The 24604-nt window shown below is 66.3% G+C and carries 22 protein-coding genes; 14 read left to right on the top strand and 8 right to left on the bottom strand.

The window, feature by feature from the left end:
• Window positions 1-126: 126 nt before the first annotated feature.
• Together lspA and WFP78_RS00695 are read left to right on the top strand one after the other, a co-directional pair.
• Entirely contained in the window at window positions 127-630 is a 504-nt protein-coding gene (lspA, locus tag WFP78_RS00690; RefSeq protein ID WP_336957838.1) for a signal peptidase II, read from the top strand.
• Window positions 631-635: 5 nt separating this feature from the next.
• The gene (locus WFP78_RS00695; protein ID WP_336957839.1) at window positions 636-1058 is read left to right on the top strand and encodes a DUF3035 domain-containing protein; all 423 of its coding nucleotides are present in this window, start codon (window positions 636-638) and stop codon (window positions 1056-1058) included.
• Window positions 1059-1229: 171 nt separating this feature from the next.
• On the opposite strand, the gene WFP78_RS00700 is transcribed toward WFP78_RS00695, so the two are convergent.
• From WFP78_RS00700 to WFP78_RS00720, 5 genes are all read right to left on the bottom strand, one after another.
• On the bottom strand, window positions 1230-1595 hold the full coding sequence (locus WFP78_RS00700) for an ArsR/SmtB family transcription factor (protein WP_336957840.1): 366 nt from the start codon (window positions 1593-1595) through the stop codon (window positions 1230-1232).
• Complete coding sequence (locus WFP78_RS00705; RefSeq protein ID WP_336957841.1) at window positions 1582-2040, bottom strand: SRPBCC family protein; 459 nt, start codon at window positions 2038-2040, stop codon at window positions 1582-1584. The genes WFP78_RS00700 and WFP78_RS00705 overlap by 14 nt, the downstream gene beginning before the upstream one ends.
• 63 nt (window positions 2041-2103) lie before the next feature.
• Window positions 2104-4029, bottom strand: a complete 1926-nt coding sequence (gene dxs / locus WFP78_RS00710; RefSeq protein ID WP_336957842.1) for a 1-deoxy-D-xylulose-5-phosphate synthase — start codon at window positions 4027-4029, stop codon at window positions 2104-2106.
• A 42-nt stretch (window positions 4030-4071) separates the two neighbouring features.
• On the bottom strand, window positions 4072-4530 hold the full coding sequence (locus WFP78_RS00715; RefSeq protein ID WP_336957843.1) for a Fur family transcriptional regulator: 459 nt from the start codon (window positions 4528-4530) through the stop codon (window positions 4072-4074).
• Window positions 4531-4588: 58 nt separating this feature from the next.
• Window positions 4589-5929 (bottom strand): dicarboxylate/amino acid:cation symporter, encoded by a 1341-nt coding sequence (locus WFP78_RS00720; protein ID WP_336957844.1) that lies wholly within the window; start codon window positions 5927-5929, stop codon window positions 4589-4591.
• 398 nt (window positions 5930-6327) lie between these two features.
• On the opposite strand from WFP78_RS00720, the gene phhA reads away from it, so the two are divergent.
• From phhA to WFP78_RS00755, 7 genes are read left to right on the top strand one after another with little or no spacing between them, the layout of a single operon-like run.
• Window positions 6328-7191 (top strand): phenylalanine 4-monooxygenase, encoded by an 864-nt coding sequence (phhA, locus tag WFP78_RS00725; RefSeq protein WP_336957845.1) that lies wholly within the window; start codon window positions 6328-6330, stop codon window positions 7189-7191.
• Entirely contained in the window at window positions 7188-8402 is a 1215-nt protein-coding gene (locus WFP78_RS00730) for an amino acid aminotransferase (protein ID WP_336957846.1), read from the top strand. Before phhA ends, WFP78_RS00730 begins: the two co-directional genes overlap by 4 nt.
• 23 nt (window positions 8403-8425) lie before the next feature.
• The gene (gene hppD, locus WFP78_RS00735) at window positions 8426-9469 is read left to right on the top strand and encodes a 4-hydroxyphenylpyruvate dioxygenase (protein ID WP_336957847.1); all 1044 of its coding nucleotides are present in this window, start codon (window positions 8426-8428) and stop codon (window positions 9467-9469) included.
• A gap of 17 nt (window positions 9470-9486) precedes the next feature.
• Window positions 9487-10839, top strand: coding sequence for a homogentisate 1,2-dioxygenase (gene hmgA, locus WFP78_RS00740; protein ID WP_336958197.1), 1353 nt, complete (start codon window positions 9487-9489; stop codon window positions 10837-10839).
• A 5-nt stretch (window positions 10840-10844) separates the two neighbouring features.
• Window positions 10845-12170, top strand: coding sequence for a fumarylacetoacetase (fahA, locus tag WFP78_RS00745; protein WP_336957848.1), 1326 nt, complete (start codon window positions 10845-10847; stop codon window positions 12168-12170).
• A complete protein-coding gene (maiA, locus tag WFP78_RS00750; protein WP_336957849.1) occupies window positions 12167-12811 on the top strand; it encodes a maleylacetoacetate isomerase in 645 nt (214 codons plus the stop codon). The genes fahA and maiA overlap by 4 nt, the downstream gene beginning before the upstream one ends.
• Window positions 12812-12821: 10 nt before the next feature.
• Window positions 12822-13166: a Rieske (2Fe-2S) protein gene (locus tag WFP78_RS00755; RefSeq protein ID WP_419722881.1), complete on the top strand. Its 345-nt coding sequence runs from the start codon at window positions 12822-12824 to the stop codon at window positions 13164-13166.
• Here WFP78_RS00755 and WFP78_RS00760 read toward each other — a convergent pair.
• Entirely contained in the window at window positions 13163-13645 is a 483-nt protein-coding gene (locus WFP78_RS00760; RefSeq protein WP_336957851.1) for an Lrp/AsnC family transcriptional regulator, read from the bottom strand. The two genes, WFP78_RS00755 and WFP78_RS00760, sit on opposite strands and share 4 nt — an antisense overlap.
• A 135-nt stretch (window positions 13646-13780) precedes the next feature.
• Between WFP78_RS00760 and WFP78_RS00765 the strand changes: the two genes are divergently transcribed.
• Entirely contained in the window at window positions 13781-14803 is a 1023-nt protein-coding gene (locus tag WFP78_RS00765; RefSeq protein WP_419722886.1) for a 2-oxoadipate dioxygenase/decarboxylase family protein, read from the top strand.
• Between the two features lie 129 nt (window positions 14804-14932).
• On the opposite strand, the gene WFP78_RS00770 is transcribed toward WFP78_RS00765, so the two are convergent.
• Window positions 14933-15907 carry a tetratricopeptide repeat protein gene (locus tag WFP78_RS00770; RefSeq protein WP_336957853.1) on the bottom strand — a complete coding sequence of 325 codons (975 nt, stop codon included), beginning with the start codon at window positions 15905-15907 and terminating at the stop codon, window positions 14933-14935.
• A 255-nt stretch (window positions 15908-16162) separates the two neighbouring features.
• Between WFP78_RS00770 and WFP78_RS00775 the strand changes: the two genes are divergently transcribed.
• Genes WFP78_RS00775 through WFP78_RS00790 form a run of 4 tightly spaced genes read left to right on the top strand, consistent with a single transcriptional unit; the run spans window position 16163 to window position 22318 of the window.
• Complete coding sequence (locus WFP78_RS00775) at window positions 16163-18685, top strand: cyclic nucleotide-binding domain-containing protein (protein WP_336957854.1); 2523 nt, start codon at window positions 16163-16165, stop codon at window positions 18683-18685.
• Window positions 18685-19566, top strand: a complete 882-nt coding sequence (locus WFP78_RS00780; RefSeq protein WP_336958199.1) for a hypothetical protein — start codon at window positions 18685-18687, stop codon at window positions 19564-19566. Before WFP78_RS00775 ends, WFP78_RS00780 begins: the two co-directional genes overlap by 1 nt.
• A 10-nt stretch (window positions 19567-19576) precedes the next feature.
• Complete coding sequence (locus tag WFP78_RS00785; RefSeq protein WP_336957855.1) at window positions 19577-21424, top strand: cytochrome c3 family protein; 1848 nt, start codon at window positions 19577-19579, stop codon at window positions 21422-21424.
• 27 nt (window positions 21425-21451) lie between these two features.
• Window positions 21452-22318, top strand: a complete 867-nt coding sequence (locus WFP78_RS00790) for a phosphodiesterase (protein WP_336957856.1) — start codon at window positions 21452-21454, stop codon at window positions 22316-22318.
• 360 nt (window positions 22319-22678) lie between these two features.
• Here WFP78_RS00790 and WFP78_RS00795 read toward each other — a convergent pair whose 3' ends face one another.
• Window positions 22679-24571 carry a CHASE3 domain-containing protein gene (locus WFP78_RS00795; RefSeq protein ID WP_336957857.1) on the bottom strand — a complete coding sequence of 631 codons (1893 nt, stop codon included), beginning with the start codon at window positions 24569-24571 and terminating at the stop codon, window positions 22679-22681.
• Window positions 24572-24604: the final 33 nt, after the last annotated feature.

A 24604-nucleotide genomic window follows, 5' to 3' on the forward strand; every position in this document is an offset into this window, starting at 1 on the left:
GTTTCAGGGGCCATTGTGCCTTTGGTCACCGCCGCGCGTGGTGCGGGATGTGCAGCCGAGTCATGTGCCTCGGCCGCACTGAAACAAGTTCAGCATGACGATAGAAAAGCCGGCTAAGGACGCTTCATGGCCCTCACCAATCGCCCACTCGGCCTTGCCGCCGCCGCTGTCACGCTGCTGCTCGACCAGCTTGTCAAATATGTCGTCACCTGGCCGCTGCAGCTGCAGTCGCGTGGGGAAGACGGCATCGACATCCTGCCCTTCTTCCGCCTGCATTGGCTGGAGAACAGGGGGGTCTCGATGGGCTTCTTGCATGCGGACAACAGCACCATGCGCTGGCTGCTCGTCGGCATGACGGCGCTGATCGCCACGGTCGTCGCGGTGTGGATGTGGCGGGAAAAGGCGCGGGTCGATGCGATGGCGCTCGGCCTGGTGCTGGGCGGCGCGCTGGGCAATATCGCCGATCGCGTGCGGCTGGGCTTCGTGGTCGATTATGCCGATCTGCATATCGGCGAATGGCGGCCCTTCCTGATTTTCAACCTGGCCGACGCGGCGATCACCATCGGTGTGCTGATCCTGCTTGCGCGGGCGTTGCTGCTGCGCGAGAAGGGCGCAAAGACGGAGTCATGACCATAATGCGTAAATTTCCCCTGATGTCCGGCCTGCTGATTGCCGCTGCCACGTTGAGCGGCTGTGGATCGTCGGGCCTGTTCAACCGCGCCCGGCCGGATGAATTTGCCGTGTCGCGTCAGGCGCCGCTGGTCATCCCGCCCGATTTCGCGCTTGTGCCGCCCGCGCCGGGCGCAGCGCCCGCTGCCGGCACCGATGCCGGCCGTCAGGCGATGGAAGCGATGTTCGGTGGCCCCGCTGCCCGCAGCGCCACGGAAACATCCGCCCTGCGCGCCGCCGGCCGCAGCGATGCCGCGCCGGGCATCCGCTCCGACGTGGCCGATCCCGGCACGACCGTTGTCGACAAGGGGGCGGCCACCCGCGACATCATCGCCGCGCCGGAAGGCGACGGCCAGAATGCGAAGGCGGCCATCCCGCAACAGCAGTAATAATGATTGAGAGCAAAGGGGCGGCGCCTTTCCCCATTGGATGGAAAGGCGCTTTTCCTGGCGAATGCATAGGAGCGGGCCGCGTCTGATCGGATGCAGCGCGCTCCAATCCTTTGTTGCCGCATCGGTTTTTTTGCGGAAAACGACTTTCCGCTTTTTCCGCACGATGCTCTAGGCGCCCCCGCTGCCCCCATCCACTTCTTCGACAAAGGCCTTGAGCCGGGCCAGCGCGCCATCCCATTGCGCGCCGACCTGGGCCAGCCATGAGCGTGCGTCCTCGATCGCCTGACGGCGCAGGGCGAAATGCACCTCGCGCCCGCTCTTGTGGCGCTGGACCAGCCCCGCGCGCAGCAGCACGTCCAGATGCTTGGCCACCGCCTGCCGGCTGATCGGCAGGCCCGCCCCCATCTGCACGATCGACTGCGCCGTGCCATGGCTGAGCCGCCCGACCATCGCCATGCGTGTCGGATCGCCCAGCGCCGCGAACAATTCGGCGGGGCTGGGCGCCGGGTGCGGCCCGGATTCAGCCTTCGGCATAATCGCGGATATTCTTCACCTGCTGCGCCCAGCCGCCGTCATTGCTGCGCATCACATGCGTGCGGCGTGGCTCCGGCACCTTGTCGAAACCGCTTTCGGTGACGGTCAGGCGGGTGCGCTCGCCCGGCAGCGGCTCCAGCAGGAATTCGCACAGCGTCCATTCGGGCACCGGCACGCCGCTCTCCATCAGCGCCTTGTCCCCGCCGGTCGCGGGCCATTCATAGGCGAAGCGGGTCATCGGCTCGATGGCGACGACGCGCGCTTCCCAGCGATAATCCTCATAGCCCGGATAGGTCATCTGCCCGGTGGAGGGCTGGCCGACGGCAAAGGGCTGGTCCAGCGCGACGCGGAACCATGTGCCGAATTTCCGATGGTCGGTCAGCGCGTCCCATACCCTGGCGACGGGTGCGGCGATCTCGATGGTCTTGATGATCGAATCGGTCATATAGGTAACCTCCTGGTTGCCTATATGGTCCAGCCTGTAGAAATACGCAACCCTTTGGTTGCCCTATGCCCGCGCGCCCTCGCTGACACCTGCGCTATTATGTCGCAGGGCCGTCAGCACCGTGTCCACAATGGCGTCGGCGTCCAGCCGGGCCTGCGCATATTGCACTTCGGGCTTGTCCTGATCCTGGAAGATGTCGGGCAGGCGCAGCGTGCGGATCTTGAGGCCGGTGTCGGTCAGGCCAAGGTCGCTGGCGAGCGTCAGCACATGGGCGCCCAGGCCGCCGATGGCGCCTTCCTCCACCGTCACCGCCACTTCATGGGTGGTGAGCAGGCGGCGGATCAGCACTTCGTCCAGCGGCTTGGCAAAGCGCAGGTCGGCGACGGTCGCCGACAGCCCCTTGGCCTCCAGCGCGTCGGCCGCCTTTAGCGCTTCCTCAAGCCGCGTGCCGAGCGAAAGGATCGCCACGGTTTTGCCCTCGCGCACGATGCGGCCCTTGCCGATCTCCAGCCGCTCGGGCGTTTCGGGCAGGGCGACGCCCGTGCCGTTGCCGCGCGGATAGCGGACCGCGATCGGCCCGCGGTCATGCACCGCGCAAGTGTGGACCATATGGACCAGCTCCGCCTCGTCCGCCGCCGCCATCACGACGAAATTGGGCAAGGATGCGAGATAGGTGATGTCGAAGCTGCCCGCATGGGTGCTGCCGTCCGCGCCCACCAGCCCGGCGCGGTCGATGCCGAAGCGCACCGGCAGGTTCTGGATCGCGACATCATGCACCACCTGGTCATAGGCACGCTGCAGGAAGGTGGAATAGATCGCGCAGAAGGGCCGCATCCCCTGCGCCGCTAGGCCGGCGGCAAAGGTCACGGCATGCTGCTCGGCAATGCCGACGTCGAAGCAGCGATCCGGGAAGGCCTGCTGAAACATGTCGAGGCCGGTGCCAGACGGCATGGCGGCGGTGATCGCGCAGATCGTCGGGTCGCGATGCCCCTCGGCGATCAGGGCTTTTGCAAAGACGCTGGTGTAGCTGGGCGGGCCTGGAGGCGCCTTCGCCTGCGCGCCCGTCACCACGTCGAATTTCTGCACCCCATGATATTTGTCGGCGGCATTCTCGGCCGGGGCATAGCCCTTGCCCTTCTGCGTCACGACATGGACGAGGCACGGACCCTCGGCCGCGTCCCGCACATTTTCCAGCACCGGGATCAGCTGGTCGAGATTATGGCCGTCGACCGGGCCGACATAGTAGAAGCCCAGTTCCTCGAACAGCGTGCCGCCCATGGCCATGCCGCGGGCGAACTCGTCGGTCTTGCGCGCCGCCTTGTGCAGTGGGGAGGGCAGCTTGCGGGCGAGGCGCTTGAACGCGTCGCGCACGGAGAGGAATTCGCGGCTGGAGACGATGCGGGCGAGATAGGCGGACAGGCCACCGACCGGCGGCGCGATCGACATGTCATTGTCGTTGAGGATCACGACCAGGCGATTGCCCGCGTCGCGCGCATTGTTCATCGCCTCATAGGCCATGCCGGCGGACATCGCGCCATCGCCGATCACGGCAATGCCCTTGCCTGGCGTGCCGGCGAGCTTGTTGGCGATGGCAAAGCCCAGCGCCGCGCTGATCGATGTCGAGCTGTGCGCCGCGCCGAAGGGGTCGTATTCGCTCTCCGACCGCTTGGTGAAGCCCGAGAGGCCGCCGCCCTGGCGCAGGGTGCGGATGCGATCGCGCCGGCCGGTCAGCACCTTGTGCGGGTAGCATTGGTGGCCCACGTCCCACACCAGCCGGTCGTCGGGGGTGTTGAACACATAATGGATCGCGGTCGTCAGTTCCACGACACCAAGGCCGGACCCCAGATGGCCGCCGGTCACGCCCACGGCGGAGATCACTTCCTGCCGAAGCTCGTCGGCAAGCCGGCGGAGCTGTGCTGGTTCGAGTCGCCTCAGGTCAGCGGGCAGCTTCACCTGATCCAGCAACGGGGTCTGCGGTCGATCGGACATCGCTCGTGCCTAGCCTGTTTGCGCCTGTGTGTCGAACGCGTTTCAGGCGCACTTGGCGCAGGTGCCCAGCACTTCGATGACGGGCCGTTCGGTGGTGAAGCCCTCATGCGCGGCGACCTGCCGCACTTCGCCGGTCACGGCATCGTCATCGACATGCGTTGCTTCCCCGCACTGGCGGCAGACCAGGAAGATGCAGTCGTGCAGGCAGCCGGGATGGGCATTGGCGATATAGGCGTTGGCGCTCTCCACCCGCATGGCGAGGTTGGACTGCACGAACAGGTCGAGAATGCGATAGACGCTGTTGGGCGCCACCCGCTTGCCGCGCGCCTTCGACACCGCATCGGCGATGTCATAGGCGGAGGTCGGCTTGTCCTTCGTCGCCAGCGCCTCGAAGATCGCGGCGCGCATCGGCGTCCATTGTTCGCCCTTGCCCTCAAGCGTGGACTGTGCGGCACTTGCCAGCGATACGCCGGTCGGCTCGTGATGATGGTGCTGGCCCATGGCCCCTATTTATGCCGCGCAGGGGGCCGGGACAAGGGGTGCCGGGCCAGCGCGATGGTCATGCGGTCGCCAGTTCCTGCGATACCGGGTCCACCGGGGTCACGTCGCCATTATATATGGCCTCATCCAGCACCCCCTCGCGCTTCGCGACGATGGTCGCGACCAGCGCCTGCCCGGCCACGTTCACGCCTGTCCGGCCCATGTCCAGGATGGGGTCGATGGCGAGCAGCAGGCCGGCGCCCTCCAATGGCAGGCCAAGGGTGGAGAGGGTCAGCGTCAGCATCACCGTCGCGCCGGTGAGCCCCGCCGTCGCCGCCGATCCGATCACGGAGACGAAGGCGATCAGCGCATAGTCCGCCGGGCCAAGGTGCAGGCCGAAGAAGCCCGCGACGAAGATCGCCGAAATGGCGGGATAGATCGAGGCGCAGCCGTCCATCTTGGTGGTGGAGGCCAGGGGAATCGCGAAGGAGGCATAGGCCCGCGCCACGCCCAGCCGGCTTTCCGTCACCCATTCCGTCACCGGCAGCGTGCCGACCGACGAGCGGGAGACGAAGCCGAGCTGGATCGCCGGCCATGCCGCCGCGAAGAAGCGCAGCGGGTTGAGGCCGTTGATCGCGAGCAGCAGGGGGTAGACGACCAGCAGCACGATCGCGAGGCCGATATAGATGGCGGCGGCGAACCAGCCGAGCGAGGAGAGTGCATCCCAGCCATAGGTCGCGACGGCCGATCCGATCAGCGCGGCGGAACCGATGGGCGTCAGCTTGATGATCCAGCCGAGGATGGTGCGCACGATGGCGAGGAAGGAGGCGACGAAGGCCAGGAAAGGCTCCGCCTTTTCCCCCGCCCTGATCGCGGCAAGGCCGACGGCGATGGAGATCACCAGCAACTGCAGCACGTTGAAGCCGATCGTGGTGCTGGCGCTGGCGCCGTCTTCCGACAATTTGGTGCTGCTGGACAGGCCAAGGCTGTTGGCGGGCACCAGCCCTTTGAGGAAATCCAGCCAGCCGCCCACCGAATCGGGCCGCCCGCCGGTGAGCGCGGCGGCGTTCACGCCAAGGCCGGGCTGGATGATGAGGCCCACGGCGAGGCCAACGACCACGGCGATCAGCGCGGTGATCGCGAACCACAGGATGGTCTGCCCGGCCAGCCGTGCGGCATTGTCCAGCGCGCGCAGATTGGCGATGCTGGCGACGATGGCGGCAAAGACCAGCGGCGGCACGATGGCCTTGAGCAACTGGACGAAGATCGATCCGGTCGTTTTGAGCGCGACGGTCAGCCCGTTGGGGTCGCCGACGGCATCCGTGCCCATGTTGCGGGCGACAAAGCCCAGGATCAGGCCCACGACCATGCCGGCCAGCACCAGCAGCCCGAAATTGCGGAAGGATGTGGTCTTTGCCATGCGCGAACCCTTTGTGCGTGGCCTTGCCCCACGCGGGACGGCCGACGATGCCATATTGGTGCTGATCGCACGCCTGTCGCCCAAGCTTTTCTAGCCGATGCGAAAGCGCGGATTGCGGTGGGGGCGGGCTCGCGGTCGAGTACTGCCTGTTGGCGCGGGGGCGCTGCGTCGTCGTCTGCTGCGCTTTCGGCACTGCATCGGCGAGGCCCGCGAACGATCCGCGATGGCATGCTTTCTACGATGAAGCGGACGCGCTGGGCAAGCCGGCCGGCGGGAAAAGAGGGTGGCTGGATTATGATTCCCGCTTTTGCGCATTTCCCGGAATTATCTTTCCCTTTCTCCTGTGGAAGGCGCAACTTCGAAAAGCATTTCGCCGCGTCGGGTGAGAGATTCATCTCATGGCAGAGGAAAATATGATTCGGCCCGAAGAGGCCGCCGCAGACTGGACGATCCCGCAGGGGTGGGATCGGTACAGCCCGTCCGAGCATGCGATGTGGGACCGGCTGTTCGCGCGCCAGGCGGCGATGCTGCCGTCCCGCGTCGTTCCCGAATTTCTCGATGGCCTCGACATCCTGCGCATGACCCACCCCGGCATCCCCCATTTCGAGGAACTGTCGGAACGGCTGATGAAGGCGACCGGGTGGCAGGTGGTCGCCGTGCCGGGGCTGGTGCCGGACAAGGTCTTCTTCGAACATCTCGCCAATCGCCGTTTCGTCGCCGGGCGCTTCATCCGCACGCCAGAGCAGATCGACTATCTGGAGGAGCCGGATGTCTTCCACGATGTCTTCGGCCATGTCCCGCTGCTCGCGCACCCGGCCTTTGCCGATTATATGCAGGCCTACGGGGAAGGGGGGCTGCGCGCAGCGAGCCTCGATCACCTGTCCTCGCTGGCGCGGCTCTACTGGTACACGGTCGAATTCGGGCTGATCCGGCAGGGGCAGGACTTGAAGCTCTATGGCGCGGGTATCGTCTCGTCCCATGGCGAATCGATCTTCGCGCTCGACGATCCCTCGCCCAACCGCCTCGGCTTCGATCTCAAGCGGCTGATGCGCACCCCCTATCGCATCGACGACTATCAACAGACCTATTTCGTGATCGACAGCTTCGAGGATCTGCTGCGCCAGACGGTGGAGACGGATTTCGGGCCGCTCTACGCCGCACTGGCGGGTGAGCCGGATGTGGAGATCGCCGATATCCTGCCCACCGACCGGGTCTTTACCCGCGGCACGCAGGCTTATGCACGCAAAAGGGCCGATGCATGAACTCTCTGGACGTGATCGAACAACTGACCGTGCGCCCGCCGCTGTTTTCGGCGCTGGAACCGCAGCCGGCCGATGGCCTGCTGGGGCTGATCGGCCTGTACCGCGCCGATCCCCGCGCGGAGAAGCTGGACCTTGGCGTCGGCGTGTTCCGTGACGATCGGGGGGCGACACCCGTGATGCGGGCGGTGAAGGCGGCTGAGGCGCGGCTGCTCGCGGGGCAGGAGAGCAAGGCTTATCTCGGGCCTGAGGGGGACGAGCATTTTACGCGGCTTCTGGCTGATCGCGTGTTCGGTGGGGCGCTGGCCGGGTCGGATCGCCTGTCCGGTGTGCAGACGGCTGGTGGCACTGGCGCGCTGCGGCTGGGGGCGGAGTTGGTCGCGCGGGCCAATGGCGATGCGACGATCTGGGTCGGCGCGCCGACCTGGCCCAATCACGGCCCGATCTTTCGCGCGGCCGGGCTGCGGGTGCGCAGCCATCGCTTTTACGATCCGGCCCGCGGGGCGGTCGATTTCGACGGCATGATGGTTGACCTAGCGGAGGCGCGGCCCGGCGACATCATCCTTGTCCATGGCTGCTGCCATAACCCGACCGGCGCGACGCTGACCGCCGCGCAATGGGCGGCGCTGGCCGACATGATCGAGGATCGCGGTCTCGTGCCGTTCATCGACCTTGCCTATCAGGGGCTGGGCGACGGTCTGGAAGACGATGCCGCCGCCACTCGCATGCTGCTGGACCGTTGCCCCGAAGCGCTGGTCGCCTATAGCTGCGACAAGAATTTCGGCCTCTATCGTGATCGTGTCGGCGCCTTCTGGGTGCAGTCCGCATCGCGGCAGGCAGCCGCGGTCACGCAGGGCAATGTCCTGTCGCTGGCCCGCGCCATCTGGTCGATGCCGCCCGATCATGGCGCCGCCATCGTCCGCCTCATCCTGGAGGACGCCGCGCTGACGGCCGACTGGGAAGCCGAACTGGCCGCCATGCGCCTGCGGATCAACGGCCTGCGGCTGGCGTTGGCGGAGGCGCATCCTGCTTTGTCCGCCATCGGCGCGCAGCGCGGTATGTTCGCCCTGCTGCCGGTCACGCCCCAGGCGGTGATCGCGATGCGGGAGGCGCACGGCATCTACATGGCCGGCAATGGCCGCATCAACATCGCCGGGCTGCGCCACGACACGATCCCGGCCTTCATCGCGGGCGTCGCGCCGCATCTGACATAACAGAACATCCGAGGAGCCTGACCATGACCAACCCCGACATGCAGAACCCGCTGGGTCTCAACGGCTTTGAATTTGTCGAGTTCACCTCGCCCGAGCCGGAGAAGATCGCGGCGCAGTTCGAACAGCTGGGTTTCGTGCCGTCCCACCGGCACCCGACGAAGAACATCACCCGCTACAAGCAGGGGCGCATCAACCTGATGCTCAACCGCGATGCCGATGGGCGGGTGGCGGCGTTCCGGGGCGAGCATGGTCCCTCGGCCAGCGCCATGGCCTTTCGCGTGGCCGATCCGCAGGCGGCGCTCGCATGGGCGCTCGACCATGGCGCGCAGCCGACGGAGGAGGACGATACCGTCATCAAGGGGATTGGCGGTTCCTATCTCTATTTCATGGCCGATGGCGTCGATGCCTATGCCGACTGGGCGGAATTCCCCGGCTGGCGGGAGGCGGAGGCACGCAACACGGTCGGTCTCGACCTGCTCGATCACCTGACCCATAATGTCCGGCGCGGGCAGATGCGGGTGTGGTCGCAATTCTACCGCACGCTCTTCGGCTTCGAGGAGCAGAAATATTTCGATATCAAGGGCAAGGCGACGGGCCTGTTCAGCCAGGCGATGATCGCGCCGGACAAGGCGATCCGCATCCCGCTCAACGAAAGCCAGGACGACCAGAGCCAGATCGAGGAGTTCATCCGCGAATATAATGGCGAGGGTATCCAGCATATCGCGCTCACCACCGACAATATCTACGACACGGTGGAAAGGCTGCGCGCGCGCGGCGTGCGCCTGCAGGACACGATCGAGACCTATTATGAGCTGGTGGACAAGCGCGTGCCCGGCCATGGCGAGGATCTGGAGCGGCTGAAGAGAAACCGCATCCTCATCGACGGCGATGTCGAGCAGGAAGGCATTTTGCTGCAGATCTTCACCGAGACGATGATCGGGCCTATCTTCTTCGAGATCATCCAGCGCAAGGGCAATGAGGGCTTCGGCAACGGCAATTTCCAGGCGCTGTATGAATCCATCGAGCTGGACCAGATCCGCAGGGGCGTGATCACGGTCGAGAGTTGAGGAGAGGCGGCATGACCATGGTATCGCATCCGCCCAGGGACGAGGTTGCAGGCGGGCCGCACGCCGCCGCCGGTGAGTCCGTCCAGTCCGGCTTCGGCAATCATTTCGCGAGCGAAGCGGTGCCCGGCGCGCTGCCCATCGGCCGCAATTCGCCCCAGCATGTGCCCTTCGGCCTCTATGCCGAGCAGTTGTCCGGCACCGCCTTCACCGCGCCGCGCGGGGAGAACCGGCGCAGCTGGCTCTATCGCCTGCGGCCCAGCGCCGCCCATGCCGCCTATGCGCCCTATGGCGGGGCCACCTTGCTGCGATCGGCGCCCTTTGCCGACGGCGCGGTTTCGCCCAACCGGCTGCGCTGGAACCCGCTGCCGCTGCCGCAAGCGCCGGTCGATTTTGTCGATGGCCTCGTCACCTATGCCGGCAATGGCGATGTAGGCGGCGGCCATGGCTGCGCCATCCATCATTATGCGGCCAGCCAGTCGATGGTCGATCGCGCCTTCTTCAATGCGGATGGCGAGATGCTGATCCTGCCGCAGCAGGGGGGCTTGCGGGTGGTCACGGAAATGGGCGTGCTCACCGTCGCGCCCTTGCAGATGGTCCTTGTGCCCCGTGGCATGCGTTTCCGGGTCGAACTGATCGACGGGCCGGCGCGCGGCTATGTCTGCGAAAATTACGGCGCGCCCTTCCGCCTGCCGGAACTGGGGCCGATCGGGTCCAACGGCCTTGCCAATGCCCGCGATTTCGAAGCGCCGGTCGCCGCGTTCGAGGATGTCGAGCGGCCGGTGCAGATCGTCCAGAAATTCCAGGGCGCGTTGTGGACGACGACCCTGGGGCACAGCCCCTTCGATGTCGTGGCCTGGCACGGCACGCTCGCGCCCGTCCGCTATGATCTCAACCGCTTCAACACGATCAACAGCGTCAGCTTCGACCATCCCGATCCGTCGATCTTCACCGTGCTCACATCGCCCGGCGACACCCCGGGCACCGCGAATATCGACTTCGTGATCTTTCCGCCGCGCTGGATGGTGGCGGAGGACACGTTCCGCCCGCCATGGTTCCATCGCAACGTGATGAGCGAATATATGGGGCTGATCCAGGGCGCCTATGATGCCAAGGCCAGCGGGTTCGCGCCCGGCGGTGCGTCGCTGCACAACTGCATGTCCGCCCATGGCCCCGATCATGCAAGCTATGAGACGGCGGTGGCGGCAGAGCTTGCCCCCCAGAGGATGGCCGACACCATGGCCTTCATGTTCGAAAGCCGCCATGTCATCCGTCCCACCGGCTGGGCGATGGAAATCCCGCTGCTGCAGGGTGATTATGACGCCTGCTGGTCGGGCTTCCGCAAGGCGCAACTCCCCGGAGGCAAGGCGTAAACCGGATGCATTATTGGGACATAGACGAAACCCACGACCCCGCGCTGACCAGCTGGGTGGACAGCGCGCAGGGGCATCGCGATTTTCCGGTCCAGAACCTGCCCTTCGGCATCTTCTCGCCGGCGGGAGGGCATGCACGCATTGGCGTGGCGATCGGCGACATGATCCTCGATCTGGCCGCCTGCGCGGATGAAGGGCTGTTGCCCACCGCCGTTGTGGATGCTGCCGGCGGGGCGACGCTCAATGCGCTCTTCGCCCTGCCGGTGGAGGATCGGGTCGCCCTGCGCTGGCGGCTGAGCATCATGCTCTCCGACGCCGGTTTCCGCGCGCATGTCGAAGGACATCTCCACCCCGCGTCGGATTGCACGCTGCATCTGCCGGCACAGATCGGGGACTATACCGACTTCTATGTCGGCATCCATCACGCGACCAACATCGGCATGCTGCTCCGGCCCGATAATCCGCTGCTGCCCAATTATAAATATGTGCCCATCGGCTATCATGGCCGGGCCTCCTCGATCCGCCCGAGTGGCGTGCCGGTGGTGCGCCCCCATGGCCAGCGCAAGGCGCCCGATGCCGATGCGCCCACCGTGGGTCCAAGCGCCCGGCTCGACTATGAGCTGGAACTGGGCGTGTGGATTGGGCAGGGCAATGCGCTGGGCACGCCCATCCCGATTGCGGAAGCCCCGCGTCATATTGCCGGCTTCTGCCTGCTCAACGACTGGTCGGCGCGCGATTTTCAGGCGTGGGAATATCAGCCGCTCGGGCCGTTCCTGGCCAAGAATTTCCACTCCACCATCTCGCCCTGGGTGGTGACGGCGGAGGCGATGGCGCCGTTTCGTATCGCCCAGCCGAAGCGGCCGGAGGGCGACCCCGCGCCGCTGTCCTATCTGACAAATGCCGACGATCAGGCGCATGGCGCGCTGGCGGTGTCGCTGGAGGTGTATCTGTCCACGGCCGCCATGCGCGAACAGGGCCTTGCGCCCCATCGCCTGAGCCGGGGGCCGGCCAGCAACATGTACTGGACCGTCCACCAGATCGTGACGCACCATGCCTCCAATGGCTGTAACCTCAACCCCGGCGATCTGCTGGGCACGGGCACGATCTCCGCGCCCACGGCCGATGGCTATGGCAGCCTGATGGAGCTGACCGGCGCGGGCAAGGCGCCGATCACGCTGCCCTCGGGCGAGACCCGGACCTTCCTGGAGGATGGCGACGAAGTGATATTGCGCGCGTCCACTGCCGCGCGGGGATATGTCTCCATCGGCTTTGGCGAATGCCGTGCCATAGTGGAGCCCGCCCTGGAGTCGGCCATGGAGTCAGGGGGATGAGCGGCCTCATCCTGCATGGCTATTGGCGGTCGAGTGCCGCCTATCGCGTGCGGATCGCGCTCAATCTCAAGGGGCTGGCTTATGGGCAGGTCTCCCACGACCTGCGCACCGGCGCGCAGCGTGACCCGGATTATCTGCGCATCGCCCCGCACGGGCTGGTGCCGGCGCTGGAACAGGGCGATCGGGCGGTGATCGAAAGCCCGGCGATCCTGGAATGGATCGAGGCAAGATGGCCGGCGCCTGCCCTGATGCCGCGGGATAGTGACGATGCGGCGGTGGTGCGGGCGATGGCGGCGATCATCTGCTGCGATATCCACCCGTTGGGCAATTTGCGGGTGCTCAAGGCCCTGCGGGCCGATTTTGGCGCGACCGTGGACCAGGCCAATGCCTGGGCCGCGCGCTGGATCGCGGAGGGCTTCGGCGCGCTCGAAACATTGGTCGCGCGTCATGGCGGCGGCTTTGCCTTTGGCGGCAGCCCGACCGTGGCCGATTGCTGCCTGGTGCCGCAGATGTACAATGCCGACCGCTTCGGCGTCGACCTCACGCCCTTCCCGTATCTGGTCGCCGCCGCGGCGAGCGCGCGTGCCGTGCCGGCGGTCGCCGCTGCCCATCCCGATCGCCAGCCCGGCGCCGATGTCTGAAGAACGGGTGATGGCGACGCCCGCGGGGGTGCGCCTCTGCCCGCTGGAGGAGATTGCCGACGGCGCGGCCCGCAATTTCGTGCTGCAGCTTCGCGCCGGGCGCTTCCATGGTTTTGTCGTGCGAAAGGGCGATCGGCTTGCCGGCTATGTCGACCAGTGCCCCCATGCGGGCCTGCCGCTGGCGCGGATACTGGACGATTATCTGACGCCCGATGGACGGCTGATCGCCTGCAGCTGGCATGGCGCGCTGTTCCGGATCGCCGATGGGCGGTGTGTCGGCGGGCCATGCACCGGCCAGCATCTGCGGCCATGGCCGGTGGCCCTGGTGGACGGCTGGATCGTGACCGCCGGTTAGAGCGCCTTATTGCCGCGGACCGGCAGTGCGGTCGTATATTTCATCTCGGCCATGGTGACCGTCGACTGGATGTCCACCACGCCGGGCAGCTTCATGATGATGTTGAAGACGAAATTATGATACCATTCCATGGATTGCGCCATGACCTTCATCAGCAGGTCGCGCTCGCCGAAGACGGAATAGCATTCCAGCACTTCGGGAATGGTCTCGATCTTGCGCAGGAATTCGGCCCGCATGTCGCCGGTGATGGCGCTGGTCTTGAGCGTTGCGAAGATCACCAGGCTCGGCCCCAGCTTGGATCGGTCGACCAGCGCCACCTCGCCGCGGATATAGCCATCCTCGCGCAATTTCTGCAGCCGCCGCCAGCAGGGCGATTGCGACAGGCCCACCTTTTCCGCCAGTTCGCTGGTGGACAGGGTTGAGTCGCGCTGCACCTGTTCAAGGATGCGGATGTCGGTGGTCGAAAGTTCCTCTGCCATGGGCATGATTATGCAATTTCTGGCGCCGGATGCGCAACAGCAATGTGCATGAAGCGCCATGCGGCCATAATCCTTCCTCCCCGCCTGTGCGGGCAGGTGCTGGCGAAGCGCGCCGCAAGGGATTATATCCGCTCCATGACCATGCAAAAGCTGCACGCGCTGATCGCGCCCGTCCTCGGTTCGCAAACGGATGCCGCGATCGCCGATATCGTCATCCCTCGGGACATCGTGCATGATGCGCCCGATATCGTCAGCCGCGCCGAATGCGCGCTGGCGATGACGGTGGCGCTCCACCACGGCCTGATCGCGCGCGTGCCGACCGGCGCCGCCTATGTGGCCGACAGCCGCGCCGCCGGCCGCCCGATCCTGCTCGATCATGGCGCGCTGCGCACCATCGCCTTGCCCGATGGCGCGCCGACCGGCGCCATTCCGGGCGGCGTCGCGGCCTTTGCCCGCATCCTGGAGCCGCTGGGTTATCGGGTGGCGGATCTCTATCCGCTCGATCGGCTGCGGATGACCGGCTTTGCCTTTGCGCATCGGGATCATCCTGCCGACATCGCGCAATTCTTCGTCAGCGAGCTGCATGTGGATCGCTTCGGCGCCGATTTCGCCGCTGCCGCCGCACGCGTCTTCGGCACGACACGCGATGCGCTGGACGATGCCGCGCGCGCGGCGCTGGAGGTGTTTGCGCGCGACGGCGCGGCGCCGCTGGCGCTTGCCGCCGCCGCCATGCCGGCCATCGTCGCGGCGTTCGATCGGCATCATGACGTGCCCGGCCTAGCCGACTATGCCGTGCTCAAAAATGCGAGCGCCGAAGCCGCGTGGATCGCGACGGAGGGCAATGCCTTCAACCATGGCACGGATCGCGTGGCGGATGTGGAGGCGGTGGCCGCCGCGCAGCGGGCGCTCGGCCGGGCGATGAAGGACAAGGTAGAGGTGTCGGGCAGCGGTCGCGTGCGCCAGACCGCCTTTCGCGCCGATCAGGTGGAGCGGCAGTTCGTGGACGGCGCCGGCGCGCTGGTGACGTGCGCGGTGCCGGGCTCCTTCTACGAATTCATCTCGCGCGATGTGGACCCGGCGACAGGCGCGCTCGATCTGCGATTCGACAGCGGCAATGCGCAGGGCATCTTCAAGATGACGGCTTCGCTCGACGCCTGAGGGGGCGGCTGGGCGGACTCCCGCTTTCGTCTTCTGGCTCGTCATGCTGAAACGAGTTGAGCATGACGGGTAAAGGCACGTCCACGCACTGCTCACACAAACGCGCGTGATGTCTTGCGGCCCACCAGCCTAGACCCCCGGCACACCCAGCACGCTGGCCTCGTCCTTCAGCCGTCCCGCCTGCGCGGGGTTGGCGGCGGCGGCGCTCCGATAGGCGGCGGTCGCCTTACCCGTTTCGCCCAGGGTCATGCGGCTGCGCATCAGCATGATCCAGCCGTCGACATTGCCGGGATTGGCCTTCAGTTTCGCTTCGAGGCCGGAGACCATGCCCTCGATCATCTGGTCCTGCGCGCCCTTGGGCAGACCTGAAGCTGCCTGCATCTGTTCGCGCGTCGGCCCCGGAATGGCGGCGGCGGCCACGGAGGGCGCTGCGATGTCGGGATGGGGCGGCGCCTGCCTGATCGCGGCGAGGCGGGGCGCGACGTCGATCCTGTTGATCCGGCCGACCTGTTCGATCGTGCGGCGCAGGTCCTGCTCCCATGGCGCGCCGGGCGGGGTGTCGGCCAGCAGCGCCAGCCAGTCCCCGATCGCGCCGTCATGCTCGCCGCGAAGGTCGCGCCGCACCGCCATGAAATAGCGCGCGCGCGGGTCTTTCGCGTCGATGCCGATCGCCGTTTCAAAGGCCCTGGCCGCTTCGGACGGCATCGGGTCCTTCTCGCTGCCCATCACGATCGCTTCGCCCAGCGAGGACCAGAAGGTGGCGTTGTCCGGCGCGATGGCGGTCGCCCGGCGATAGGCGCGGGCGGCGTCGGCATAGCGCCGGTCGTCGAAATAGGCCCAGCCCAGCTGCTGCCACGCCCCGGCATCGTCGGGGTTGGCGCCGACCCGCTCCTGCAACGCGCGGATCGCGCTGTCCGGGTCCATCGATGGCTGCGCGACGGATGGCGGTGGCGTGGTGGGGGCGGGCGCGGGGGATGTGCCGCGCGTCACTGCATAGCCGATGGAAATGCAGGCAATGACGATGGCGACGATCAGCAGGAGCCGCCCGATGCCCCATGTCCCATCCCCGCCCTTTTCGCCTGCTGAACCTGCCTGCCCGGCCATGCCGATTTTCCCCCCGCCCAAAGCGCAGTCACCTCTAGAGCATCGTGCGCAAAAGTGGGAACCGGTTTTGCGCAAAAAGGACATGCCGACAAAGAATGAGCGCGCGCCCTGTGTCAGATTTAACGCAGCGCGCTCTAGCGCGCCGCGAAGGAAATGATAGAGTGCCCGCCACGGTTCGCACCCGTTGTACGCATAACCGGTTGGGGGAAAGGCCGGGGCGAGGGCATTGTTGGGGGACAGGCGTTGGGTGACCGCGTGCGTATCGCTATTGTCGGATCGGGGCCGGCTGGGCTGAGCGCCGCCGCACGCGCGGCGCAGCTTGGGCTCAGCCATGTGCTGCTGGAAAAGACGAATCACCTTTCCGACACCATCTTCAAATATCAGAAGGGCAAGCATGTGATGGCGACGCCGAGCCAGCTGGTGCTGCGCTCGGACTGCGATTTCGATGCCGGCAAGCGTGAAGCCATTCTTGGCACCTGGAACGATCAGGCGAAGGCATTGGGTGTCAATGTCGCCTATCGCAGCGAGGTGAAGGCGATCGAGGGCATGGGCGATCCCATCCCCGGCAGCGTGCAGCAGATCGTCACCCGCGCCCGCGACGGCAGCAGCCAGACCCGCGAAATCCAGCGCAGGGCGCCGCCCTATCGGCTGACGCTGACCAATGGGGAGGAGATCGTCGCGGAGACCGTGGTGATGGCCATCGGCACGCAGGGCAACCCCAATCTGATGCGGGTGCCGGGCGGCGACCTGCCGCATGTGCAATATCAGCTGGACGACCCGGCCGAATATAATGACGAGCATATCTTCGTCATCGGCGGCGGCGACGCTGGCATCGAGAATGCGCTGGGCCTGGCCGCCGACGAGGCGCAGGGCAATGTCGTGAGCCTGGTCAACCGGTCGGCGGAATTTTCCACCGCCAAGGACGCCAATGTGAAGGCGCTGATGGCGGCGGGGGCTTCCGGGCGCGTCAACATCCTGACCGAAAGCACGACCTCGCTGGTCGAGACCGGCTGGATCACGCTCGACACGCGCGATGGCGAGCAGAAGATCCGGTGCGACCGGATCATCGCCCGCATGGGCTCCGCCCCGCCGCGCGCCTTTGTCGAGGCATGCGGGATCGAATTCACCAGCGGCGACCGGCTGGCCTTTCCCAAGCTGTCGCCGGTGTTCGAGACGACGGCGCCGGGCATCTTCGTCATCGGCGCGCTGGCGGGCTATCCGCTCATCAAGCATTGCATGAACCAGGGCCATGACGTGGTCGAGTTCGTCAACGGCAATACCGGATTGAAGCCTGCGGACGAACCCATTCTCGCCGCGAAGTTCAAGGACTTGCCGGGCAGTCGCAGCGTCGACGAATGGCTGGAATTCCTGCGCACCAACATCTCCATCCTCGAAGGCATGTCGCCGCTGCAGATGCGCGAGTTCATGCTGGACAGCACGGCGCGCTTCTATCGCAAGAGGGAGGTGATTTTCGAGCGGGCGGCGCCGGGCTCCTCGCTCTTCGCCATCGCCTCCGGGCAGGCGCTGGTGGAGGTGGACAAGGAGGATGCCTCCGTCACCGTGCCGGTCGAAGCCGGCTCGATCTTCGGCGAGGTCGGCCTGATTTCCGGGCGGCGTCGCGGCGCCACCATCCGGGCGGGCGCGGATTCGGTCATGGTCGAGGTGTCGCGCACGGCGGCGCTCAAGCTCATGTCCTCCGTCCCCGCCGCGCGCCGGGCTGTCACTCGCATCTCCACCGAACGGCAGCTGCTGCAGCTTTTTGGCGAGGGGCTGACCTCCGCCGATGTCGCCGAGGTGATGGACACGTCCGAGATCATGCAGGTCCGCGCCGGGCAGGCGATCATCACCGAAGGCGAGGAGGGGGATGACATCTTCGTCATCCGCGTCGGTTCCATGGTGGTGGAAAAGAAGATCGGCGGGAAACAGGTGTTCCTCTCCTACCTCCCCGCCGGTTCCTATGTCGGCGAGATGGCGCTGATCGCGGGCGGCCGCCGCACCGCCACGGTCAAGGCGACGGTGAAGTCGGAAGTCATCCGGTTGCGCGGCGATGCCTTCCGCCGCCTGATGGACAGGAAGCCGGCGCTGCTGGAACGCGCCAAGCGCGACATGGCGGCGCGGCAGGACATCAACAGCTTCATCGAAGGCCGCAAGGACAGCTTCTCCAGCGTTGTCGACATGTATTCGGAAACCGCGAAGTTCCTGGTCGACAACGGCATCGGCGAAGCGACCGACGTGCTGCTGATCGACGAGCATCTGTGCGTGGGCTGCGACAATTGCGAAAAGGCGTGCGCGGACAGCCATGAGGGGCTTTCGCGGCTGGACCGGGAGGCCGGGCGCACCTTCGCGCATCTGCATGTGCCGACCAGCTGCCGCCATTGCGAGCATCCGCACTGCATGGCCGATTGCCCGCCCAACGCCATCCATCGCGGGCCGGATGGCGAGGTGTTCATCAACGACACCTGCATCGGTTGCGGCAACTGCCAGCGCAACTGCCCCTATGGCGTGATCCGCATGGACAGCGTGCCGCCGAAAAAGCCCTCGCTGCTCAGCTGGATGTTCTTCGGCGCCGGGCCGGGGCCGGGCGAGCCGTCGAAGAAATGGCGCTACAAACATGCCGAGCCGGACGTCGAAAAGCCCAAGAAGGCGATCAAATGCGACATGTGCTCGGGGATTGAGGGCGGCCCCGCCTGTGTGCGGGCCTGCCCGACGGGTGCCGCCATCCGCGTCGCGCCGGAGGATTTCCTGACCGTCGCGCGCCTCGAACGCGGAGACGCATGATGGCGACACGGGCGGCAAACCCGGCGCCCCGGCGCCGCAGCGGCGACACGCTGCACGAAGGCTTCCTGGCTCATGCAGGGTTCCGCTGGGCGAAGGTCGCGACCGCGCTCTGCCTTGTCGTCATCGCCAGCTATCTGCTGATCGACGTGAAGCCGCGCCACAATGGTGGCAGCTGGTATGGCTATACGCTGGGCACCGTCGGCGTGCTGTTGATCCTGTGGCTGAGCATATTGGGCGTGCGCAAGCGGGCGATGACGCGCGGGCGCTGGTCGCTCAAGGCTTGGACCTCCGCCCATGTCTATCTGGGCCTCAGCCTCATCGTCATCGGCACGCTGCACACCGGCTTCCAGCTGGGCTGGAACGTCCATACGCTGGCCTGGGCGCTGATGATGCTGGTGATCCTGTCGGGCCTGTTCGGCATCACCGTCTATGCCGCCCTGCCCGCCGCGCTCAGCAACAACCGCGACGAGATGACGCAGGCGCAGCTGCTCGATTCCATCCGCTCGATCGACCGCCAGCTGCATGATGCCGCCCAGCCGCTGCCCCATGACAAGGCGGAACTGGTGCGCCGGTCGCTGGTGCAGGACCCTTTTGGCGGCGGCATCTGGCGGCGGCTGACCGGCACTTATCGCAACTGCGCGACGGCGCGCGCCCATGCCGCGCTGCGCGCGCATACCGGCAGCCAGGCGGACCTGGGCAATGATCCGCTGGAAAAGGTGGACGCGCTGCTGGAGCGCAAGGAAGCGATGCTGGCCCGCCTGCGTCGCCACCTCAAGCTCAAGGCGCTGCTGGAGGTGTGGCTCTATGTCCATGTGCCCGCCACCTTCGCGCTGCTCGCCGCGCTGACCGCGCACATCGTTTCCGTCTTCTTCTACTGGTAAGGCCGGACGCATGACCTTCCTCATCCGGCAGATCAGCTTCACCGCCGACGGGCGGGAGATCGTTCGCCCGACCAGCATCGAAAAGCCGCAGATCGCCATCGGCCGCGATGCGGCCTGCGATATCCATCTGGCCGATCTGGCGGTGCTGCCCGATCATGCGCGCGTGACCCGGCTCAACGATCGCTCTCTGGGCGTGAAGGCGACGGGGACGCTGGGCTTCACCGTCGACGGGCGCAGCGTCGACAGGGCGGAAATCGACCTGGCCGAGGGCGCGGAGCTGCGCCTTGGCGGCCATCGCATCACCGTGTCGCGCGGCGAGGCGGGGGAGGCTGTGCTGTCCGTCCTGCGCGTGGATGCGCTGTCGGAGGCTTCGGAGGACAAGGAGGAGGCGCGCGTCTTCTCGCTGCGCGGGCTGTTGCCGGGCAAGCGGATGTCCGCATGGGGCATGGCGATCGCCATCCTCATCGGCTTCCTTGCCGTGCCGGTCATCAGCTATGCGACGCGCCCGGCCGAGGATGTGCGCAACATCCATGACGTGAAGCAGGATCTGGTGAAGGGCGACGGGGCATGGACCCCCGGCCCGCTCAGCAAGGCGCATCATGCGCTGGAGGGCAAGTGCGAGACCTGCCACCAGAAGGCGTTCGTCTCCGTCCGCGACAGCGCCTGCAAGACCTGCCATCAAGATATCCACGACCATGCGCCGCCCGCCCGCATCGCCGGCGCACGGGAGGCGCCGGGGGTTGGCGGGGCGATCCTGGCCAGCGTCGCCCACGCCTTTGGCAAGCCGCCCGAAGGCGCCTGTGTCGATTGTCATCGCGAACATGAAGGCGCGGGACCGATTCCGGCGACGCCGCAGGCCTTCTGCACCGATTGCCATGGTTCATTGAACAGCCGGCTGAAGGATACGAAGCTGGGCAATGCCGCCGATTTCGGCACCGCGCATCCCGAATTCCGCCCGACGATCATGGCCGATGCGCCCAGCCTTGCCTACCCGGTGCCGCATTTCGAGCGGGTGTCGCTTGCCGACCGTCCCAGCGAGGACAGCGGCCTTAAATTCCCGCACGACCTGCATCTGTCGAAGACCGGCGGCGTCGCCCGCATGGCGGGGAGCATGAAGGCGCAAACCGGCTTTGGCGATGCGCTCGCCTGCAAGGATTGCCACAAGCCCACCGCGGACGGCGTGCGCTTCCTGCCGGTACAGATGGAGCGCGACTGCCAGATGTGCCACAGCCTTGCCTTCGAGACGCTGGGCGGCACCGTCCGCACGCTGCGCCATGGCGAACCCGATCAGGTGGTGGCGGACCTTACCGCCTATTATCGTTCCACCGGCCCCGCCCGGCCGCTCCAGCTGGGCGGCATGGCCCGGCGGCGGCCCGGCGACTATGCGCAGGGGCAGGTCTATCACGCCTATTCCGGCGCGGCTGCGACCCGTGCGGGCAGCGCCGATGCGGCGATCCGCGCGGTCTTCTCAAAGGGCGGCGCCTGTTATGACTGCCACAGCGTCGTCCCGCCCGACGGCGGCAAGGGATGGCGGATCGCGCCGGTGCGCCAGCCCATGCGTTATATGATGAACGGCTGGTTCGATCATGCCGCGCATCGCACCGAACGCTGCGAAAGCTGCCATGCCGCGCCCAGATCCAGCAAGGCGAGCGACCTGATGCTGCCCAACCTTGCCTCCTGCCGCACCTGCCATGGCGGGGAATCGTCGCATGCCGATGTTCCCTCCGGCTGTGCTCTATGTCACAGCTATCATGCCGATGACGGCGCACCATGGCTGCCTGCACGGCGACTCGCACCGGCCGCGCGGGCGCAGATCGGGGCGCTGGCGCGCGACCGACAGGCGCGGCCGGACGGCTGACGGGGCGGAGGCAAAGGGGGAAGCCGGATGCTGATCGCACAGATCACCGACGTTCATCTGGGTTTCGAGCCCGACAATCCGGCCGAGTATAATCGCAAGCGGCTGGACCAGGTGCTGCGTGCGCTGATCGACGGGCCGAACCGCCCGGACCTGCTGCTGGCCACCGGCGACCTGACCGACAGGGGCGATGCCGACAGCTATCGCCGCCTTGCCAATGCCTTCAGCCAATGCCCTTTCCCGGTCTGGCCATGCATGGGCAATCATGACGATCGCGCCAGTTTCGCCCGGCATTTCCCGCATATCCCCCATGATCGCAGCGCGGGTGGCGACGGGTTCGTCCATTATGTCGTGCCCCTGGCCGGCGTGCGGCTGATCGTCATCGACACGCTCGACCCGGGCCGCCATGGCGGCGCCTTTTGCGCGGCGCGGGCGGCATGGCTCAGCGCGCGGCTGGATGAGGCGCCGGAGGTTCCGGTCATCATCGTCATGCACCATCCGCCGGTCGAGGTCGGCATCGCATGGATGAACACGTCGCCGCAGGAACCCTGGGTCGCCCGCTTCGCCCAGGCCATCGCCGGGCGCACGCAGATCCAGGCGCTGATCTGCGGCCATCTCCATCGCGCGATCGTTGCCCCGTGGAAGGGGACGACCGTCGCCATCTGCCCCTCCACCGCGCCGCAGGTGGCGCTGGACCTCTCCCCCATCGACCCGGAAAAGCCGGATGGCCGCCCGATGATCATCGCCGATCCGCCAGCCTATGCGCTGCACCGATGGACCGGGGAAGGGCTGGTGTCGCATTTCGAAACCGCCGGCGATCATGTGATGCTGGCCAAATTCGATGAGGGCCTGCAGCCCCTGGTCCGCAGCCTGCTCGCCGAACGCCCATCGGATTAGCGCATTTTTCCAGTCAGGTGGGTTTACCTTCTGGCTCGGAAAATGCGTTAAATCAAAAGCATGGAGCGGTTGATCCGATGCCATCGGAGCGCAAACTGCTGTAGCGCATCGTGCAACACATGCGGATCACTTATCCCCGTTCGGGCTGAGCCTGTCGAGACGCAGTCGACCGGAGGTCAACCCTTGTGCTTTTCTTCGACAGCGAAGGACGGCCCCTTCGACAGGCTCAGGGCCTGCCCCGGGCATGATCCGGGGCCGAACGGGTCAGATCAAGGGCATGATGCTGTAAGGGATTTGCCGGCCGGATGCTTTCATCCGGCGTCCCCGATCATGCCCGGCCTGCCGCTGCGGCGGGTGGGGTCAGCCCTGCGCCACCAGTTCTTCCTGCGGATTGTCCAGGACCTGCCGTATCTTGTGGGCCAGCTGGCTGAGTGTGAACGGCTTGGCCAGAAAGGCGACGCCAGGGTCCAGCATGCCGTTATGGACGATCGCGTTGCGGGTATAGCCGGTAGTGTACAGCACCTTGAGTTCCGGCCGGTCGACACGCGCGAGATCGGCCAGTTTGCGGCCGTTCATGTCGGGCATGACGATGTCGGTGAACAGCAGGTCGATGCGCGGCTGCAACGCCAGCACCTCCAGCGCATGCTGCGCATCCGATGCCTGCACGACGATATAGCCAAGGTCGCGCAGCGCATCCACGGAGACATGGCGCACCCGTTCCTCGTCTTCCACCACCAGGATGATCTCCTTGTCGATGGCGTGGGGCAGGTCGCTTCCGAAGATCACCAGTTCCGCGGCGCTGTCGTCATTCTCCGCCGTGGCGCCATAATGTCGGGGCAGATAGAGCTTGATCGTCGTGCCCTCGCCGGGTTCGGAATAGATTTTGACATGGCCGTGCGATTGCTTGACGAAACCGAACACCTGGCTGAGGCCAAGGCCCGTGCCCTTGCCCACACCCTTGGTCGTGAAAAAGGGGTCGAAGGCCCGTTCGGCGATGTCGCGCGGCATGCCCGTGCCGGTATCGCTGACGGAAATCATCACATATTGGCCCGCCGCCACTTCCGCATGGGCGGCGGCATAGGCATCGTCCAGAAACGCATTGGTCGTCTCGATCGTCAGGCGGCCGCCGTCCGGCATGGCGTCGCGCGCGTTGACGCATAGATTGACGATGGCATTTTCAAGCTGGCCCGGGTCCGCGAAACAGTGCCAGAGCCCGCCGGCCAGCACCGTTTCCATGCGCAGCTGATCGCCCATCGTCCGCCGCAGCATTTCCGACATGCCGCCCACCAGCCTGTTGGCGTCGAGCGATTGCGGGTCCAGCGGCTGCTGGCGCGAAAAGGCGAGCAGGCGGGAGGTGAGCTGCGCGGCCCGCTGCGCGCCATCCAGCGCATTGTCCAGATTTTGCGCGGCTCGCGGTTCCACATTGGCGCCCAGCCGCCGTCTGGCGATCTCCAGCGAACCGATGACGATGGCGAGCATGTTGTTGAAGTCATGGGCGATGCCGCCGGTGAGCTGGCCGATGGTCTCCATCTTCTGAATCTGGCGCAGCTGGGCTTCGGCGGTCTGCCGTTCCTCCGCCTCCGTCCGCAACCGGCGGTTGCTGTGCGCGAGCGCTTCTCCCGTGGCGACCGTATCTTCCAGCCGCCGCCGCGCATTCAGCAGCGCGGCAAGCCCGAACAGGATGATGAGTGCCGTGCTGGTCGTGAGCGCAGCGCTGACCAGCACGTTCAGCCGCTGGGCATTGCGTGTCCGCACCGCCAGAAGCTCCTGCTCCCGCGCTTTCATCGCGGCGATGTGCTGACGGATGTCGCCCATGAGAACCAGGCCGGGTCGAAATCCCTCAGGCGCGATGATCACGCCCCTGCGCTTGCGCGTGATGCCGATGTCGAGGGAGGCGATGCGACGATTGACCTTCTGGCGCAGCACCACCGCCGCCTTGCGTTGTTCCGGATTGTCGGCGACGACCTGCATCAGCGTATCCAGATCGCCCTTGATATGCGCGACGGCGAGACGATGCGGTGCCAGGAAATCGTCGAGGCCCGTCAGCATGAAACCGCGCTGCCCGGTTTCCGCATCCTGCACGCGCGACAATATGGTCGACAGCTGGGATTCGACGCGCAGCGTGTGGTTCACCCATTCCACGCTGCGCTGCTGGCTGGTGTATAGCCAGATGGTCGCGCCGACCACGCCGATCAGGACAATGAAGCCAAGGACCAGCGCAATCAGCGATCTATCGGGATGGACCGAAGGCATGGGCCTTTATGCGGGCAGGGCAGCGAAGGGGCA

The organism is Sphingobium aquiterrae (assembly GCF_037154135.1).
Classification (GTDB): Bacteria; Pseudomonadota; Alphaproteobacteria; order Sphingomonadales; family Sphingomonadaceae; genus Sphingobium; species Sphingobium aquiterrae.